The following is an 18,109-nucleotide window of genomic DNA, read 5'->3' on the forward strand; positions in this document are numbered from 1 at the left end:
ACCGTGCGACGCATAGCGCCACTGGGCCTGCGCACCCGGCTCATCGCGGCCTTCCTGCTGGTCGCCGCGATCAGCGCGGTGACCACGGCCGCCCTCACCTACCAGCAGGCGCGCAACGCGATCCTCAAGCAGACCCAGGACACCGCCATCAGCACCCTGCGGGACCAGGTCGAGCAGCAGGAGTTCCGGCTTCCGCTGGACCAGCAGGAGGTCCAGCGCATCGTCATCGAACTCGGCAAGCGCGGCAAACCGCACCCGTGGATCATCTTCGGCGAGTACGGCAGCGTGCGGGTCTCCACCAACCCCGGCACACCGACCTCCAGCGTCATCACCGACGACCTGCGCCAGAAGGTCCGCAGCCACGACTACACCGCCTTCCAACGGGTCGAGGACCAGCGCGGCAACCCGTGGCTCACCGTCGGGGTCCCCGCCTTCATCGAGCACAACGGCTCCGCCGAAGCCACCGGCGCCGTCTTCTACGCCAGCGTCCCGCTCTCCACCGAGAAGCAGACCGTCGAAGCCATGGTCGACGCCGCCAAGCAGGGCGCCGTTCCGGGGCTGGCCATCGCCATCGTGCCCGCGCTGCTGGCCGCCCGCAGCGTCCTGCGGCCGGTCCGCGACATGCGCCGGGCCGCCCAGAACCTCGGCCGCGGCCACCTCGACACCCGGATCGAGGTCAGGGGCGCCGACGAGCTCGCCGGACTCGCCCGCACCTTCAACGAGACCGCCCGCGCCCTGGAGCAGTCCGTACGCGAACTCCAGGACGCGGAGGTCCGCGCCCGCCGCTTCGCCTCCGACGTCTCCCACGAACTGCGCACCCCCCTCGCCGGGATGCTCGCCGTCACCGAGGTCCTCGACGAGGACGCCGAACGCCTCGACGCCGACACCGCCAAAGCCCTGCGCCTGGTCAGCGCCGAGACGGGCAAGCTCGCCGTCCTCGTCGAGGACCTGATGGAGATCTCCCGGTTCGACGCCCGGGCCGCCGAGCTCAACCTCGACGACGTGGACATCGCCGAGGCCGTGCGCAAGACCCTGGAGCGCCGCCACTGGGTCGACGACCGCGTCGTCACCGAACTCCCGGACCGGGTGCGCGCCCGCCTCGACCCCCGCCGCTTCGACGTGATCCTCGCCAACCTCGTCGGCAACGCCCTCCGCCACGGCGGCGCACCCGTCCGGGTCACCGTACGGACCGCACCGGGCGAGCACGGCGAACGGCTCCTGATCGACGTCGCCGACAGCGGACCCGGCATCGCCCCCGAGGTCCTGCCGCACATCTTCGACCGGTTCTTCAAGGCCGACGCGGCCCGGACCCGCTCCGCCGGCAGCGGTCTCGGCCTCGCCATCACCCTGGAGAACGTCCGCCTGCACGGCGGCACCCTCCTCGCGGCCAACGGGCCCACCGGGGGAGCGGTCTTCACCCTCGACATGCCGCTGGAGGCCCACGCGTGACCGGGCACGGAACGAGATCCCGGGCAGCGGTGGCCACGGCCACCCTGGTCGGCTGCGCCCTGCTGCTCACCGGATGCGGGATCAAACGCACCGATGTGATCGACAGCGGCCACTCCGCCACCGTCAAGGTCTCCGGAGGCAACAAGACCAACTTCCTCTACTTCGTGGCCAAGGACGGCGACCGGCTCGCCCCGAGCCCCTTCAGCCTGGCGGAGGGTTACCGGCTCAACCCCGCGGTGCTGTTGGGGCTGCTGCTGGACGGCCCCCGTGGCCGGGCCGCCGAGGTCGGGCTCACCACGGCCCTGCCCCGGCTGGCTGCCGGACAGGAGGAACAGCTCGCGGTGAGCCCGTACACGCACGAAGGAACGACGGTCCGGGTGCCGTTCGCCGTGGGCGGCCTGTCGGACCTGGCCCGCATGCAGATCGTGTGCACCATCGGCACCGCCGTCCTGACGGACGCCGTCAGCCCCGTCATCCTGCAAGGTTCCGACACCACCCTCCCGGCCGCCGACTGCGACCGGAAACGCTGACCGGCCCGGCGCACCCCCGGCCCCGGCGCCGCACCCTTGCGGCCGGGGGCGCCCACCCGTCACGGTGGCCCCATGGACCACGCCGCGGACGTACCCGACGTCTTCGACCCCCGCGTCTACGCCTCAGGCGTCCCGCACGAGCGCTACCGGCTGCTGCGCGAGCGGCACCCCGTGGCCTGGCAGCCGGAACCGGAGATCCAGGGCTGGCCCGCCGGCCCCGGCTTCTGGGCCGTCACCCGGCACGCCGACGTCGTACGGGTCCTGCGCGACCACCGGACGTACTCCTCCTGGGTGGGCGCCACCCAGATCCGCGACCCCGACCCGGCCGATCTGCCCTTCCTGCGCCGCACCATGCTCAACCAGGACCCGCCCGAGCACGGCCGGCTGCGGCGGCTGGTGTCCCGCGCCTTCACCCCCGCACGCGTCGACGCCTTCGCCGGTCGGGTACGGGAACGCGCCCGCACCCTGCTCGCGGCCGCCCGCCGGGACGCCGAGGACGGCACCGTCGACCTCGTGCGCGCCGTCACCGACGAGTACGCGCTGCTGAACCTCACCGACCTGCTGGGCGTCCCGGCCGCCGACCGGGACCTGCTGCTGGAGTGGACCGTACGGATCATCGGGTACCAGGACCCCGACGACGCCCCTGAACCGCTCCTCGGCCCCGACGGCACCCCGCTCAACCCGCGCTCCCCGGCCCTGCTCGGCGAGATGTTCGCCTACGCCCGCGAACTGGCCGGCCACAAGCGCGCCCACCCCGGCGACGACGTGATGACCGCCCTCGCCGAGGCCGGGCTCGACCCGGCCGAACTGGAGATGTTCTTCTTCCTGCTCACCGTCGCCGGCAACGACACCGTCCGCAGCGCCGCCCCCGGCGGCCTGCTCGCCCTGGCCGGGGACCCGGATGCCTACCGCCTGCTCGCGGACGGATCCGTCCCGTTCGACCGGGCCGTCGACGAGCTGCTGCGCGTCCACCCGCCGGTGCTCAGCTTCCGCCGCACGGCCGCCGTCGACACCGAACTGGCCGGGCGGCCGATCCGCGCCGGGGACAAGGTGGTGGTCTTCCACGCCTCCGCCAACCACGACGAACGCGTCTTCACCGACCCGGACCGCCTGGACCTGGCCCGCACGCCCAACCCGCACGTCTCCTTCGGGGACGGCCCGCACGTCTGCCTCGGCGCCCACTTCGCCCGGCTCCAGCTGCGCGTCCTCTACGAGGAGTGGTGCGCGGCCATGCCCGCGCCCGAACTGGCGGGACCTCCGCGCCGGCTGGTCTCCAACTTCATCAACGGGATCACGCGACTGCCGGTGCGGGTGTCCGGGCCGGCCCGGTGACGTCCCCCACCAGCTCCGTCACGTCCGGTCCGTAGGCATCGGAGTTGATGACCTTCAGCAGGATGCAGAACGACTCCCGGCGGTACTTCCGGGCGAGCTGCTCATGGTGCTTGGCCAGATAACGGGCCGCGGCCTGGTTGCTGTTGGCCGTCTGCCCCGAGAGCAGGAACACCGGCCGGGATCCCTGCCGGGTCGTCAGCCGGGCCAGCAGCACGTACTCGACCATGCCCTTCTCCCAGCGGTACCTCTCCTCGCCGATGCGGATGGCACCGCGATCGGGATGGTCCGAAGCGAGACCGACGTCGACCTGCACGCCGGGCAGCATGGAAGTCAGGTGCGCGGTGGTGCGTGCGTTGGAGGACGGGCCGCCGACGCAGAACTCGGCCCGTTCACCGAAGCCCTGACGCGCCTCGTCGTGCGTGACGATCTGGACGTTCGCCCCGCAGTCCTTGATCAGCGCTGAGATCTCCAACAGCGCGAATGCGTCGTTGCGGTGCACCGACGACTCCTTGCCGCCCATCTGGCGGTTGACCACGAACAGACAGTCGGAGCCGTCCGAGAGCCCGAGGAACGCCTGCTTGCGGCGGAGCGCGCGCCGCGAGAGGTAGGTCCGGGAGAACCAGCCGAACCCGCCGCTGACGGCGGTGGCTATCACCCCGAGCACGATGTTGCGCACGTCGTCGTTCATGCGGCGGATGGTAGCGGCCGGGTGGCCTTCCTGACGCGGGGGGTGCGGTGAAGTTACGCTGCGCCAACCAGATCTGACAGGCCGTCGACCGGAGGAACCGCATGCGTGCTCCCGCCGTACGTCAGTTGGCGCTCGTCGCCCTCGCCGGGGCGCTCGTCTCCACCGGGGCCGCCGCCCCGCCGACCACGACCACCCCGCCGGCCAAGGTGCCGGTCGCCGCCGGCTACGGCGGGGCCGTCGCCAGCGTCGACGCCGACGCCACCGCCGCGGGCATCGCCGTCCTGCGCTCCGGCGGCAACGCCGTGGACGCGGCGGTCGCCACCGCCGCCGCGCTCGGGGTGACCGAGCCCTATTCGGCGGGCATCGGCGGAGGCGGCTACCTCGTCTACTACGACGCCCGCTCGCACCGGGTGCACACCGTCGACGGCCGCGAGACCGCCCCCGCCACGGCGACCGAGACCCTCTTCCAGGAGAACGGCCTCCCCATCCCCTTCGCCGAGGGCCAGACCAGCGGGCTCGGCGTGGGCGTGCCCGGCACCCCCGCCACCTGGAAGAGCGCCCTCGACGCCTGGGGCACCCGCTCGCTCGGCACCCTGCTCAAGCCCGCCGAGAAGCTGGCCCGCGAGGGCTTCACGGTGGACAGCACCTTCCGGGCCCAGACCGAGCTCAACCAGGACCGCTTCAGGGACTTCCCCGCGACCTCGAAGCTCTTCCTGCCGGGCGGCGCCCTGCCGGTGGTCGGCTCCACCTTCAAGAACCCGGACCTCGCCGCCACCTACGCCGAACTCGCCCGCAAGGGGACCGGCGCCCTCTACCGCGGGCCCATCGCCGAGGACATCGTCCGGGCCGTGCGCACACCCCCGGTGGACCCGGCGGCCACCCGCAAGGTCCGGCCCGGCGACCTGACCACCGCCGACCTGCGCGCGTACGGGACCAAGCGGCAGGACCCGACCCGGGTGGGCTACCGCGGCCTGGACGTCTACGGCATGGCGCCCTCCTCCTCCGGCGGCACCACCGTCGGCGAGGCGCTGAACATCCTGGAGCGGACCGACCTTGCGCGGCTGTCCGAGACGCAGTACCTGCACCGCTTCATCGAGGCCTCGCGGATCTCCTTCGCCGACCGGGGCCGCTGGGTCGGCGACCCGGCGGCGGTGGACGTGCCCACACGTGAGCTGCTCTCGCAGCGGTTCGCGGACTCGCGCGGCTGCCTGATCGCGCCGGACCGTACGCTGACCAGCCCGCTGGCCCCCGGTGACCCGCGCCACCCGGCTCCCTGCGGCGGCTCCGGCCAGGCCGCCCCGACCACGTACGAAGGGGAGAACACCACGCACCTGACGGTCGCCGACCGGTGGGGCAACGTGGTCTCCTACACCCTGACCATCGAGTCCACCGGCGGCAGCGCGATCACCGTTCCCGGGCGCGGCTTCCTGCTCAACAACGAGCTGACCGACTTCTCCTTCGCCCCGGCCGCGCCCGGGGTCCCGGACCCGAACCTGCCCGGTCCCGGCAAGCGGCCGCGCTCCTCGATGTCGCCGACGATCGTGCTGGAGGACGGCCGCCCGGTACTCGCGGTGGGTTCCCCCGGCGGCGCCACCATCATCACCACCGTGCTGCAGACCCTGATCGGCCACCTGGACCGGGGGCTGCCGCTGGTCGACGCGATCGCCGCGCCACGCGCCAGCCAGCGCAACCAGACCACCACCGAGCTGGAACCGGGCCTGTGGAACAGCCCGCTGCGCGCGGAGCTGGAGGCGATCGGCCAGGGCTTCCGGCAGAACCCGGAGATCGGCGCGGCCACCGGCGTGCAGCGGCTGCCGGACGGCCGCTGGCTGGCGGCGGCCGAGACCACCCGCCGGGGCGGGGGCTCGGCGATGGTGGTGCACCCGCACGGCAGGCCGTAGCGGCCTCCGGCAGGTCACAGGGCGGTGAGGATCCGCGGACCGTCGGTGGTGATCGCGACCGTGTGTTCCGAGTGGGCGGCGCGGCTGCCGTCGACGGTGCGCAGGGTCCAGCCGTCCGCGTCGCAGGTGTAGTCGTCCGTGCCGCCGGCGATCAGCATCGGCTCGATGGCGAGGACCAGGCCGGGACGCAGCTTCATGCCGCGTCCCGGCGGGCCCTCGTTGGGCACGCCCGGGTCCTCGTGCATGGTGCGGCCGACGCCGTGGCCGCCGAAGCCGTCCGGCACCCCGTACCCGGCGGCCCGGCAGGTGGTGCCGATCGCGTGGGCGATGTCGCCGATCCGGTTGCCGGGCACGGCGGCGGCGATCCCGGCGGCGAGGGCCGCCTCGGAGGTCTCGATCAGCCGGAGGTCGGCGGGCCGGGCCGGGCCGACCGTGAAGCTGACCGCCGCGTCCCCGACCCAGCCGCCGAGCTCCGCCCCGCAGTCGACGCTGACCAGGTCGCCGCCGCGCAGCCGGTAGTCGTCCGGGATGCCGTGCACGATCGCGTCGTTCACCGAGACGCACACCACGGCGGGGAAGGGCACGGGCGCGAACCGCGGCCGGTAGCCCAGGAAGGGCGAGGTGGCACCGGCTCCCCGGAGCACCTCGCGGGCCACCCGGTCCAGGTCCCGCAGGGAAACCCCCACGTCGGCGGCCTGCCGTACGGCAGCCAGGGCGCGGGCGACCACCCGGCCCGCGGTCCGCATCTCGTCGATCTCTCGGTCCGTCTTCAGTTTCACCATGCCAATAACTATACCGGTATAAGAATAACGGGATAGTTATTGGCGTGCGGGGTAGGATGACGGCATGGTCCGTACCCCCCTCACTCCCGAAGAGCGCGAGCGCGGCGAGCGGCTCGGCGTCCTGCTGCGCGAAGCCCGCGGCGACCGGAGCATGGTCGAGGTCGCGGCCGGCGCCGGGCTCTCCGCCGAGACCCTGCGCAAGATCGAGACCGGCCGGGCGCCCACCCCCGCCTTCTTCACCGTCGCCGCCCTCGCCGCGGCCCTCGGCCTCTCCCTGGACGACCTGCTCCGCCGCTGCGCCGCCGTCCCGGTGTAGGTCGTCCCTGCCGGATCCCGCCGGGCGGGACGGCCCGGCCCTGCCGTTCGGGCGGGCCCGGCGGCCAGACGGCTCAATCGGCGGTGGGAGGGCCGGGGCGCGGGGCAAGCGTGAAGGCGTGTCAGCCATGAACGCATCCAAGCGAGTCGGTTTCGCGGTCGTCGGCGCCCTCCTCGCAGGCGGCCTGCTGCTCGCGGCGTGTGCCGTCCCCGACGGCCGCCCCGGTGCGGACGACGTGGTCTTCCGCCACCCCGGCGTCGTCGTCAGCCACGGCCAGCTCCGGCAGGCGAAGCGGATGGTCGCGGCCGGCAGGGAACCCTGGCTCTCCGCGTACCGGGCAGTGCTGGGCAGCCGCTACGCCTCGCTCGACTACACCCCGCACCCGGCCGACGTGGTGCCCTGCCCCTTCAACAGCGGACCGCAGTCCTGCCTCGACGAACGACAGGACGCGATCGCCGCCTACACCCACGCCCTGCTGTGGTCCGTGAACGGCGGGACCGCCCACGCGCGCAAGGCCGTACAGATCATGGACGCCTGGTCGGCCGTGATGAAACAGCACCGCGAGGACAACGCCGGCCTCCAGGCCGCCTGGTCCGGATCCAGCTGGGCGCGAGCCGCCGAGATCGTGCACGCCGGCTACCCGGACTGGGACGAGCCCCGGGTCACCCGGTTCAAGGAGATGCTGCGCAAGGCCTACCTGCCGGCCGTCCGCGCCCAGGTGCCCGCCTTCAACGGCAACTGGGAACTGGCCATGACCGACGCGGCCGTCTCCATCGCCGTCTTCCTGGAGGACCAGGCGGTCTTCCGGGAGTCACTGGAGCGCTTCCGGGCACGCGTGCCGGCGTACTTCTACCTCCGGACGGACGGCCCGCGCCCGACGGCCCCGCCCTCCGCCGCCATCGAGACGGCCGCCCAGGTCAAGGAGTACTGGTTCGGCCAGGGCACCTACGTCGACGGCGTCGCCCAGGAGACCTGCCGCAACCTGATGCACGTCGGCTACGCGCTCGCCGCGTCCGCGCACATCGCCGAGACCGCCTGGCACCAGGGCGTCGACCTCTACGGCGAGCAGTCCGCCCGGCTGCGCACCGCGCTGGAGTTCCACGCGAAGTACCAGCTCGGGGCGCCGCCCCCGCCGTGGCTGTGCGGGGGCAAGCTGGAGCGCACCATGGGGCCCGACCTGGAGGTGGCCCTGCACCACTACGAGACGCGGACGGGCGCGAAGCTCCCGTACACCCGGGCCCTGGTCGAGAAGACGCGGCCGGCCGGCACGGACGAGCTGTTCGTGGCCTGGGAAACGGTCAGCCACGGTGAGGTCCCGCCCGCCTGACAGCCTTTAGGGTGCGGTCATGGACCTGGAACAGCTCGGCAGGGCGCGGTACGTCAGTCTGACCACCTTCCGCAAGGACGGCACACCCGTGGCGACGCCGGTGTGGGCGGTCGCCGACGGGGGCGAACTCTACGTGTGGACCCGCAGCGACTCCTGGAAGGTCAAGCGGATCCGCAACAACGGACGGGTCACCGTCACCGCCTGCGACATGCGCGGGCGCGTCGAGGACGGGGCGCAGGCCCTGGAGGGCGAGGCCCGGCTGCTCGACGAGACGGGGCTGCGGCGGGTGCGGAAGCTGATGTCGCGCAAGTACACCTGGCAGTTCTGGGTGGTGGACGTGCCCGCGGCCCTGGCGCGCCGGGGCAAGCGTCCGCACACCGCGATCGCCGTCAAGCTTTGAGACTCCCGTAGCCCGCCCGTAACACAGCTGGGATCCAATGCGGTCATGGAGACCGCGACGTCACTGGCGATCAGTCAACTCTCGGGATATTTAAGGGGCTTGACGCAGAGACTGGACCCGGGGGCGGGCTGGTACGGGGAGTTCCTGCGCCGGGATCCGGAGGGGATGAGGGCCTGTCTCGACGGGGCGGCGATGCCCCCGTGGGACATGGTGGAATCGCTGCTGCGGGACCTCGCCGGGGCGCGCGGCGCGGAGTTCGCGGCGCGGGAGACCGTATACGCGGCCCAGCTGCGGGCGGCAGCCGTCACCGTGTGGGACCGGCTGCCGGGCGGCGAGGGGGAGCTGCGGACCCTGATCGCGGCGGCCGTGGCGCAGCGGGCCGCATCACAGACGACCCTGCGGAGCCTCACGGTACGGCTCGGCAGGGCCGCCGACCGGGCCGAGACGGAGGCACTCACCCGGGAACTCTCCTGGGCCCAGGACGACGTGGCCCGCGCCGTGGCCCGCCACGAGGACCTGGCCGCCCGCCTGCGGGCCCTGCGGGCCGGCCCCGACGGGCTGTGGCCGGCATGGCCGGAGGGCGCGGAGTGGCTGCCCGGGGTGCCGCGGCAGCGGAGGCCCCGCCCCGGACCGGCCGCCGGTCCGGCCACGGGCCCGGACGCAGAACCTGCGGCGGGTCCGGGCTCCGACCCCGCGGCGGGCCCGGACCCCGAACCGGCGGCGGGCCCCGGGCCGGACGCGGTACCGGGCTCGGTACCGGGCGCCGGGTCGCCCGTGGCGCCGGACGCCGGGCATGACGCCGCACCCGGTGCCGGGCCGGATGACCGGGCGGGTGCCGCGGCCGGAACGGACCCCGCCCCGGAGCCCTCCGCGCGGGCCGGGGCACCCGTCGGGCGGGCCGAGGGGCGGTGGCTGCGCGGGACCCGGCGCGCCGGGGGTGCGCGGTACGCGGGCTCGGCGGCCCCCGCCGCCCCGGTCTTCACCCCGCCGCCGGGACACCCCGACGGCGCGCCGGGCTCCGCTCCCGGCGCCGGGCTCCCCGCACCGCGCGGCGCCCGCTTCGGCACCACCGACGGCCCCGCGCCCGAGGCCCCCGGCGGCGCCGAAGCCACGCCGGGCCCCGTACCGAGTCCCGCGCCCCGGGCAGCCGGAGCGGGAGCCAGCGCCGGAGCGGGAGCCGGGGCCGTCGCCGCCGCGCTGCTCGCCCTGCGTGCCCAGGGCCGCAGCGGTGAGGCGCACGCCCTGCTGTGCGAGGCCGCGGCCCGGCCCGCCGGACACCTGCCCGCACTGGCCGCCGAGCTGAACCGGGCCGGACTCGCCGCCGACTGGACCACCCTGCTCTGGGAGGCGGCCTCCCTCCCGCCCGAGCGGCTCGCGGCGGCCGCGGCCGCCCTCGGCGCCGCCGGCCGGGAGGCCGACTGCGACGCCCTGCTGCGCCAGGGCGCGGCCCGCCCGGCCGCCGAGGTGGCGGAGGCGGCGCTCGCCCTCGGCGGAGCCGGCCGGACCCGCGAGGCCGACGCGCTGCTCGGCGCCTTCGTCCGGATGCGCACCGCCGAGGAGTCGGCGGGCCTGGCCCGGCACGACCCGGGGTGGTTCGCCCCGCGACTGCTGCGGGCCGCCCGGGCGCTGCCCGGATCCCGGCACCGCGACCTGGTCCACGCGCTGCGGGTGGCGGGCCTCACCGGTGCGTAGGGGGACGTAACCCGCCCGCCTGCTGACCGCATTCGACCGGGGAGCGACGTAACGTGATCGACTACTCCAACCGCGCACGGCGGTCTTGCCCCACGCTGTGACGAGGCCTACGTTCTACTCCCTACGCATGTCGTCTACGTGCGTAGAACCCGGCGTTCCCGTCGCGAGGAGCAGCTCATGGCCCAAGTCGTCCGCGCCGCGCTGGTCCAGGCCACCTGGACCGGAGACACCGATTCGATGATCGCCAAACACGAGGAGTACGCCCGCCGGGCAGCCGCCGAAGGCGCGCAGATCATCGGCTTCCAAGAGGTCTTCAACGCCCCCTACTTCTGCCAGGTCCAGGAGCCCGAGCACTACGCGTGGGCCGAGGCCGTCCCGGACGGCCCGACCGTACGCCGCATGCAGGACCTCGCCCGCGAGACCGGCATGGTGATCGTCGTACCGGTCTTCGAGCTGGAGAGCGAGGGCTTCTACTACAACACCGCCGCCGTCATCGACGCCGACGGCAGCTACCTGGGCAAGTACCGCAAGCACCACATCCCCCAGGTCAAAGGCTTCTGGGAGAAGTACTACTTCCGTCCGGGCAACCTCGGTTGGCCCGTCTTCGACACGGCCGTGGGCAAGATCGGCGTCTACATCTGCTACGACCGCCACTTCCCCGAGGGATGGCGCCAACTGGGCCTGGCCGGAGCCCAGCTGGTCTACAACCCCTCCGCCACCTCCCGGGGCCTGTCCGCGTACCTGTGGCAGCTGGAGCAGCCCGCCTCGGCCGTCGCCAACGAGTACTTCATCGCCGCGATCAACCGAGTCGGGCAGGAGGAGTACGGCGACAACGACTTCTACGGCACCAGCTACTTCGTCGACCCGCGCGGCCAGTTCGTCGGCGAGGTCGCCAGCGACAAGGACGAGGAACTCGTCGTCCGCGACCTCGACTTCGACCTGATCAAGGAGGTCCGCGACCAGTGGGCCTTCTACCGCGACCGCCGTCCCGACGCCTACGGAGGGCTCGTACAGCCGTGACCAACCCGACCCCGCTCCACAGCCGCCACCGCACCGTCCTGCCCGACTGGCTCGCGCTCTACTACAAGCACCCCATCGAGCTCACCCACGGCGAGGGCCGGCACGTCTGGGACGCCGACGGCAACCGCTACCTCGACTTCTTCGGCGGCATCCTCACCACGATGACCGCCCACGCCCTGCCCGAGGTCACCAAGGCCGTGTCCGAGCAGGCCGGGCGGATCATCCACTCCTCCACCCTGTACCTCAACCGGCCCATGATCGAGCTGGCCGAGCGGGTCGCCGCCCTCTCCGGCATCCCCGACGCCCGGGTCTTCTTCACCACCTCCGGCACCGAGGCCAACGACACCGCCCTGCTGCTCGCGACGACGTACCGCCGCTCCAACCAGATCCTGGCGATGCGCAACAGCTACCACGGCCGGTCCTTCTCCACCGTCTCGATCACCGGCAACCGCGGCTGGTCCCCGACCAGCCTCTCGCCGCTGCAGACGTACTACGTGCAGGGCGCGGTCCGCACCCGTGGCCCGCTCGCCCACCTGGACGACGCCGCCTTCACCGCCGCCGCCGTCGAGGACCTGGAGGACGTACTCGGCCAGGCCCGCGGGGGAGTGGCCGCGCTCATCGCCGAACCGATCCAGGGCGTCGGCGGCTTCACCTCCCCGCCCGACGGCCTCTACGGAGCCTTCCGCGAGGTACTGAACCGCCACGGCATCCTGTGGATCAGCGACGAGGTGCAGACCGGCTGGGGCCGCACCGGAGACAACTTCTGGGGCTGGCAGGCACACGCCCAGAACGGCCCGCCGGACATCCTCACCTTCGCCAAGGGCATCGGCAACGGCATGTCCATCGGCGGGGTCGTGGCCCGCGCCGAGGTGATGAACTGTCTGGACTCCAACTCCATCTCCACCTTCGGCGGCTCCCCGGTCACCATGGCGGCCGGTGTCGCCAACCTCGCCTACCTGCTGGAGCACGACCTCCAGGGCAACGCCCGCCGCGTCGGCGGCATGCTGCTGGAGCGGCTGCGCGGGATCGCCGCCACCGTGCCCGCCGTACGGGAGATCCGCGGCCGGGGCCTGATGGCCGGCCTCGAACTCACCAGGCCGGGCACCGACGAGGCCGACCCGGACGCGGCAGCCGCCGTCCTGGAAGCGGCCCGCGAAGGCGGCCTGCTGCTCGGCAAGGGCGGCGGGTACAACACCAGCGTGCTGCGCATCGCGCCGCCCCTCTCGCTCACCGTCGCCGAGGCGGAAGAGGGCGCCGAGATCCTCGAACAGGCACTTCACCAGGTGAGCGGCATCCAGTAGGGGGATCACATGAGCATCCGCACCCTGATCCGCGGCGGCCTCGTCGTCACCGCCTCGGACGAACTGCACGCGGACGTCCTGATCGAGGACGGCCGCGTGGCGGCGCTGGCCGCGCACGCCTCGGCGGCGGCCGAGGCCTGGACGGCCGACCGCACGATCGACGCGACCGGGAAGTACGTGATCCCCGGCGGGGTCGACGCGCACACCCACATGGAACTTCCCTTCGGAGGCACCTCGGCCTCCGACACCTTCGAGACCGGAACCAGAGCCGCCGCCTGGGGCGGCACCACCACCATCGTCGACTTCGCCGTCCAGAGCGTGGGCCACTCCCTGCGCGAGGGGCTCGACACCTGGTACGCCAAGGCCGACGGCAACTGCGCCGTCGACTACGCCTTCCACATGATCCTCTCGGACGTCAACGAGAGAACGCTCAAGGAGATGGACCACCTCGTCGGAGAGGGGGTCACCTCCTTCAAGCTGTTCATGGCCTACCCCGGCGTGTTCTACAGCGACGACGGGCAGATCCTGCGGGCCATGCAGCGCGGCGCCGCCAACGGCGGGCTGATCATGATGCACGCCGAGAACGGCATCGCGATCGACGTCCTCGTCGAACAGGCCCTGGCACGCGGGGAGACCGACCCCCGCCACCACGGCGAGGTCCGCAAGGTCCTCCTGGAGGCCGAGGCCACCCACCGCGCCATCCAGCTCGCGCGGGTGGCCGGCGCGCCCCTGTACGTCGTGCACGTCTCGGCGGAGGAGGCGGTGGCGGAGCTCGCCGCGGCCCGGGACAAGGGGCTCCCGGTCTTCGGGGAGACCTGTCCGCAGTACCTGTTCCTGTCCACCGACAACCTGGAGGAGCCCGACTTCCAGGGCGCCAAGTACGTCTGCTCCACCCCGCTCCGGCCGAAGGAGCACCAGGCGGCACTGTGGCGGGGCCTGCGGACCAACGACCTCCAGGTGGTCTCCACCGACCACTGCCCGTTCTGCTTCCGGGGCCAGAAGGAGCTGGGCCGCGGGGACTTCTCCAAGATCCCGAACGGACTGCCGGGAGTGGAGAACCGGATGGACCTCCTGCACCAGGCCGTCCTGGACGGGCACATCAGCCGCCGCCGCTGGATCGAGATCGCGTGTGCGACCCCGGCCCGGATGTTCGGCCTCTACCCGCAGAAGGGCACCATCGCGCCGGGTTCCGACGCCGACATCGTCCTCTACGATCCGCACGCCGAGCAGGTCATCTCCGCCGAGACGCACCACATGAACGTGGACTACTCGGCGTACGAGGGCAGGCGGATCACCGGACGCGTCGACACGGTCCTCTCGCGCGGAGAACTCGTCATCGACCAGCGCGAGTACACCGGCCGGGCCGGCCACGGGGCCTTCGTCCCGCGCTCCACCTGCCAGTACCTGTAAAGCGTCAAGGAGCCGCCCCATGGACTTCGGCCTCGTCCTGCAGACCGACCCGCCCGCCTCCCAGGTCATCAGCCTCATGAAGCGCGCCGAACGCAACGGCTTCCGCTACGGCTGGACCTTCGACTCCGCCGTGCTGTGGCAGGAGCCGTTCGTCATCTACAGCCAGATCCTCGCCAACACGCAGAAGATGCACGTCGGCCCGATGGTCACCAACCCGGGCACCCGCACCTGGGAGGTCACCGCCTCCACCTTCGCCACCCTCAACGACATGTACGGCAACCGCACCGTCTGCGGCATCGGCCGCGGCGACTCCGCGATGCGGGTCGCGGGCCGGGCGCCCAACACCCTGGCCCGGCTCGGCGAGGCCATCGAGGTCATCCGCGACCTCGCCGAGGGCCGGGAGGCCGACGTCGACGGCAAGCCCCTGCGGATCCCGTGGATCAAGGACGGGAAACTGCCCGTCTGGATGGCCGCGTACGGGCCGAAGGCCCTCGCCCTCACCGGACAGAAGGCCGACGGGTTCATCCTCCAGCTCGCCGACCTCTACCTCACCGAGTGGATGGTCAAGGCCGTACGGCAGGCCGCGACCGAGGCGGGCCGCGACCCCGCGTCCGTGACCATCTGCGTGGCGGCCCCCGCCTACGTCACGGCCGACGACTCGGCCGGGGCCCTCGCGCACGCCCGCGACCAGTGCCGCTGGTTCGGCGGGATGGTCGGCAACCACGTCGCGGACCTCGTCGGCCGCTACGGCGAGCACTCCTCGATGGTCCCCGACGAGCTCACCGAGTACATCAAGGCCCGCCAGGGCTACGACTACAGCCACCACGGCCGGGCCGGGAACCCGTCCACCGACTTCGTCCCCGACGAGATCGTCGACCGCTTCTGCCTGCTGGGCCCGGCCGGGGCCCACATCGAGAAGCTGCGGGCCCTGCGCGACCTCGGCGTCGACCAGTTCGCCGTCTACGACATGCACGACGCCCGGGAGGCCACCATCGACGCCTACGGCGCCGACATCATCCCCGCGGTCAACGCGTAGCCCGAAGACGCCGCGCCTTCTCCGCGAACGACGAAGCTCCTGGCGGACGGGTTCCCCACCGGGAACACCCGTGTCCGCCAGGAGCTTTCGTGTGCCCGTCCGAGCTCAGGGCCGTCCCAGGCGCCGGAGGAACAGGGCGATGGCCAGGGCCATCCGGGACACCTCGCTCGGATCCACGCTCTCGTTGGGCGCGTGGATCAGACTGGCCGGCTCCTCCACACCGAGCAGCATGATCTCCGCCTTGGGGAAGAGCTCGGCCAGGGCGTTGCACAGCGGGATGGAACCGCCGCCGCCGAGCAGGGCCAGTTCGTGTCCGTAGGACTCCTGCATGGCGTCCGCCAGCGCCGTGTAGGCCGGACCGCCGGTCGCCGCGAGGAAGGGGGAGTTCGCAGGCCCCCGCTCGATCTCCAGCCGCACACCCCAGGGAGCGACCTCCTCCAGGTGCCCGACCAGCGCGTCCTGCGCCCGGACGGGATCCGTTCCGGGCGGCACGCGCAGACTCAGCCGGGCCGCGGCCGCGGGCTGGACGGCCGCGGCGGAGCCGACCACAGGCGGGCAGTCCACACCGAGGACCGTGAGCGCGGGCCGCGCCCACAGCAGGTCGGCGACACCGGCGTCCCCGGCGCCCAGCAGGCCCACGCCCTCCAGCACCCGGGCGTCACGGCGGAACTGCTCGACCGGGTAGTCACGCCCGGGCCAGGTCCCCTCCTGGTCCAGCCCCCGGACCGCGGTCTGGCCCTTGTCGTCCCGCAAGGTGGCCAGCATGTGGATCAGCGCGGCCAGCGCGTCAGGGGCGGCCCCGCCGAACATCCCCGAGTGGGCGGCGGAGGCGAGGGTGTCCACCCGCACGACCACCTCGGTCACCCCGCGCAGCCCGATCGTGACGGACGGGACCCCGGCCGTCGCGTTGCCGGTGTCGCAGACCAGCACGACGTCGGCACGCAGCTCCTCCGGATGGTCGTGGAGATAGTCCTCCAGACCGCCGGTGCCCTGCTCCTCGGACCCTTCGCAGACCAGCTTCAGACTGACCGGGACGTCCTCGCCGAGGGCCCGGAGCGCGGTCAGCTGGGTGAGGATGTTGCCCTTGCAGTCGGCCGCGCCGCGACCGTACCAGCGGCCGTCGCGCTCGGTCAGCGTGAACGGGGGAGAGTCCCACGCCGCCGCGTCCATCGGCGGCTGGACGTCGTAGTGCGAATACAGCAGTACGGTGGGCGCCCCGGGCGGGCCGGGGCGTTCGCCGAGCACGGCGAGACTGCCGTCGCTGGTCTCGACGAGCCGCAGATCGCCGAAGCCCGCCTCGGCGAAGGCGTCCCGGACCCATTCGGCGGCCCGGCGGCAGTCCTCGGGAGGGTAGCTCCGGGGGTCGGCGATCGAGGGGATGGCGACCAGCTCCGCCAGGTCGCTCTGCGCCCGCGGCATCAGCTGCGCGATGCGCTCGGCCAGTTGGTCACGCATGGGTCCTCCGGTCCGTGCTACTGGTGACGTGGTGTGGGTGGGGCCGCCGGTACGCCCGCGCCCGTACACCCGCGAGCACGCGGGCCGGCGCCGGCGGCAACGGCCCGGTCCCTGCACCACCCGGGCGACCGGGTGGTGCAGGGACCGGGACGGGTCACGCGGGTGTCGCCGTGGTCTTCGCCTCCGGCTCCATGGCCGCGGGCGGCAGCTCGCGCAGCCTGCTGACCGGCGACTTGATCAGCGCCACCACCACGACGGCCGAGAAGGCGGCCGCGACGATGAGGGCGTTGCGGTTGCCGATCCCGCCCGAGAGCAGACCCGCCGTCAGGCCGCCGAGCGCGCCGCCGCCGAAGAGCAGCGTGCGGAAGCAGGCGGTCATCCGGCTCATCATCGACTGCGGGGTGGCGGTCTGCCGGACGCTGACGATGATGACGTTGGCGATGCCGAGGCCCAGGTAGGTGGTGAAGAAGGACAGCGTGACCATCCCGATCACCACCAGCTTCGGCCCGCCGGCCAGGACGATCACCAGGGGGCCGAGCAGCAGGGCGGTCTGGGCCACGAAATAGACCCGCCCGATCGGGAAGCGTCCCACCACCTTGCGCGAGACCATGGCGCCGATCAGGCCACCCACCGAGGCGGTCCCGAAGATCCCGCCCAGCTGCGAGGAGCTGAGGTCGAGGTCGTGGGTCCCGTACAGCAGGAACATGGTCCACACGGTGATCATCGAGAAGTTGCAGCAGAACCCGACGATCGCCAGCCAGCGCAGGATCGGCTTGCGGAAGACCCAGTCCAGGCCGTCCCGCAGCTCCCTCAGCACGTGCCGCTTCGCGGTCGGCTCCGGGATGGGCTCCCGGGTGCGTACGAGAAGCAGCATGAGCGTCGAGAACAGGTACGAACCCGCGTTGGCGATCAGCGCCACCGGAGCGGTCACCGCGGCCACCAGGACACCGGCCATACCGGGCCCGGCGACGTCCGAGACCGACTGGCTGACCCCCATCTTCGCGCTGGCCTCGACGTAGTGCCGGGTGTCCTTGACCAGCGTGGGCACGAACGGCATCCAGCTGACGTCGAACAGGCACGAGGCGGTGCCCAGCGCACAGGCGATCACCAGCAGCACCGGCATGTTGAGCACGTCCAGCCAGTGCAGCACCGGGATCAGCGCGATCAGCGCCGCCCGGAACAGGTTGGTCGCGAGCATGACGTTGCGCCGGCGGACCCGGTCCACCCAGACCCCGAAGAGCAGGGCGAACCCGATGTAGGGAACGAGCTGCAGGAACCGCAGGAAACCGACCTGTTCGTCACTGGCGTCGAAGGCGTAGATCGCCGTCAGCGGCAGCGCCAGATTGGTGACCTGGGTACCGAGCAGTGACACGGTCTCGCCGACCCAGAACTTCAGGAAGTCCCGGTTGTGCCAGAGACTCTGGACCGGTCCGTCGGCGTCGCCCCCGCTTTCGGATGTGACCGACATCG

At 72.8% G+C, this 18,109-nt stretch carries 16 protein-coding genes; 12 read left to right on the plus strand and 4 right to left on the minus strand.

Annotated features, from left to right (window positions below; genetic code table 11):
- Positions 1 to 3 precede the first annotated feature (3 nt).
- The 3 genes from DEJ51_RS27405 (at position 4) to DEJ51_RS27415 (ending at position 3,311) form a co-directional block, all read left to right on the plus strand.
- Positions 4 to 1,449 carry a sensor histidine kinase gene (locus DEJ51_RS27405; RefSeq protein ID WP_150260258.1) on the plus strand — a complete coding sequence of 482 codons (1,446 nt, stop codon included), beginning with the start codon at positions 4 to 6 and terminating at the stop codon, positions 1,447 to 1,449.
- Positions 1,446 to 1,979, plus strand: a complete 534-nt coding sequence (locus DEJ51_RS27410; protein WP_150260259.1) for a hypothetical protein — start codon at positions 1,446 to 1,448, stop codon at positions 1,977 to 1,979. The genes DEJ51_RS27405 and DEJ51_RS27410 overlap by 4 nt, the downstream gene beginning before the upstream one ends.
- A gap of 72 nt (positions 1,980 to 2,051) precedes the next feature.
- Complete coding sequence (locus DEJ51_RS27415) at positions 2,052 to 3,311, plus strand: cytochrome P450 (protein WP_150260260.1); 1,260 nt, start codon at positions 2,052 to 2,054, stop codon at positions 3,309 to 3,311.
- Here DEJ51_RS27415 and DEJ51_RS27420 read toward each other — a convergent pair.
- On the minus strand, positions 3,271 to 3,999 hold the full coding sequence (locus DEJ51_RS27420) for a hypothetical protein (protein ID WP_150260261.1): 729 nt from the start codon (positions 3,997 to 3,999) through the stop codon (positions 3,271 to 3,273). The genes DEJ51_RS27415 and DEJ51_RS27420 overlap by 41 nt on opposite strands.
- 101 nt (positions 4,000 to 4,100) lie before the next feature.
- Here DEJ51_RS27420 and ggt point away from each other — a divergent pair, with 101 nt between their 5' ends.
- Positions 4,101 to 5,900, plus strand: coding sequence for a gamma-glutamyltransferase (gene ggt / locus DEJ51_RS27425; RefSeq protein ID WP_150260262.1), 1,800 nt, complete (start codon positions 4,101 to 4,103; stop codon positions 5,898 to 5,900).
- A gap of 14 nt (positions 5,901 to 5,914) precedes the next feature.
- Here the strand turns inward: ggt and map are convergent, their stop codons facing one another.
- On the minus strand, positions 5,915 to 6,682 hold the full coding sequence (gene map, locus DEJ51_RS27430) for a type I methionyl aminopeptidase (protein WP_150260263.1): 768 nt from the start codon (positions 6,680 to 6,682) through the stop codon (positions 5,915 to 5,917).
- A 64-nt stretch (positions 6,683 to 6,746) separates the two neighbouring features.
- Here map and DEJ51_RS27435 point away from each other — a divergent pair, with 64 nt between their 5' ends.
- The 8 genes from DEJ51_RS27435 to DEJ51_RS27470 all read left to right on the plus strand — a co-directional run bounded on the left by DEJ51_RS27435 (position 6,747) and on the right by DEJ51_RS27470 (position 15,184).
- Positions 6,747 to 6,998 (plus strand): helix-turn-helix domain-containing protein, encoded by a 252-nt coding sequence (locus DEJ51_RS27435; RefSeq protein WP_033218190.1) that lies wholly within the window; start codon positions 6,747 to 6,749, stop codon positions 6,996 to 6,998.
- Positions 6,999 to 7,125: 127 nt separating this feature from the next.
- Positions 7,126 to 8,325, plus strand: a complete 1,200-nt coding sequence (locus DEJ51_RS27440; RefSeq protein WP_150260264.1) for an alginate lyase family protein — start codon at positions 7,126 to 7,128, stop codon at positions 8,323 to 8,325.
- A gap of 19 nt (positions 8,326 to 8,344) precedes the next feature.
- Entirely contained in the window at positions 8,345 to 8,725 is a 381-nt protein-coding gene (locus tag DEJ51_RS27445) for a PPOX class F420-dependent oxidoreductase (RefSeq protein ID WP_150260265.1), read from the plus strand.
- A 99-nt stretch (positions 8,726 to 8,824) separates the two neighbouring features.
- Positions 8,825 to 10,417, plus strand: a complete 1,593-nt coding sequence (locus DEJ51_RS27450; protein WP_150260266.1) for a hypothetical protein — start codon at positions 8,825 to 8,827, stop codon at positions 10,415 to 10,417.
- A gap of 177 nt (positions 10,418 to 10,594) precedes the next feature.
- Positions 10,595 to 11,437, plus strand: a complete 843-nt coding sequence (locus tag DEJ51_RS27455) for a nitrilase-related carbon-nitrogen hydrolase (RefSeq protein ID WP_109777492.1) — start codon at positions 10,595 to 10,597, stop codon at positions 11,435 to 11,437.
- The gene (locus tag DEJ51_RS27460; protein ID WP_190620673.1) at positions 11,434 to 12,738 is read left to right on the plus strand and encodes an aspartate aminotransferase family protein; all 1,305 of its coding nucleotides are present in this window, start codon (positions 11,434 to 11,436) and stop codon (positions 12,736 to 12,738) included. Before DEJ51_RS27455 ends, DEJ51_RS27460 begins: the two co-directional genes overlap by 4 nt.
- Positions 12,739 to 12,747: 9 nt before the next feature.
- Positions 12,748 to 14,148 carry a dihydropyrimidinase gene (hydA, locus tag DEJ51_RS27465; RefSeq protein WP_150260267.1) on the plus strand — a complete coding sequence of 467 codons (1,401 nt, stop codon included), beginning with the start codon at positions 12,748 to 12,750 and terminating at the stop codon, positions 14,146 to 14,148.
- Positions 14,149 to 14,167: 19 nt separating this feature from the next.
- The gene (locus DEJ51_RS27470; protein WP_150260268.1) at positions 14,168 to 15,184 is read left to right on the plus strand and encodes a TIGR03842 family LLM class F420-dependent oxidoreductase; all 1,017 of its coding nucleotides are present in this window, start codon (positions 14,168 to 14,170) and stop codon (positions 15,182 to 15,184) included.
- Positions 15,185 to 15,289: 105 nt separating this feature from the next.
- Here the strand turns inward: DEJ51_RS27470 and DEJ51_RS27475 are convergent, their stop codons facing one another.
- Together DEJ51_RS27475 and DEJ51_RS27480 are read right to left on the minus strand one after the other, a co-directional pair.
- Complete coding sequence (locus tag DEJ51_RS27475) at positions 15,290 to 16,639, minus strand: dipeptidase (RefSeq protein ID WP_150260269.1); 1,350 nt, start codon at positions 16,637 to 16,639, stop codon at positions 15,290 to 15,292.
- A gap of 154 nt (positions 16,640 to 16,793) precedes the next feature.
- Complete coding sequence (locus DEJ51_RS27480) at positions 16,794 to 18,107, minus strand: MFS transporter (RefSeq protein WP_150260270.1); 1,314 nt, start codon at positions 18,105 to 18,107, stop codon at positions 16,794 to 16,796.
- Positions 18,108 to 18,109 lie beyond the last annotated feature (2 nt).

Origin of the sequence: Streptomyces venezuelae, from assembly GCF_008642275.1 — a bacterium.
GTDB lineage: Bacteria > Actinomycetota > Actinomycetes > Streptomycetales > Streptomycetaceae > Streptomyces > Streptomyces venezuelae_E.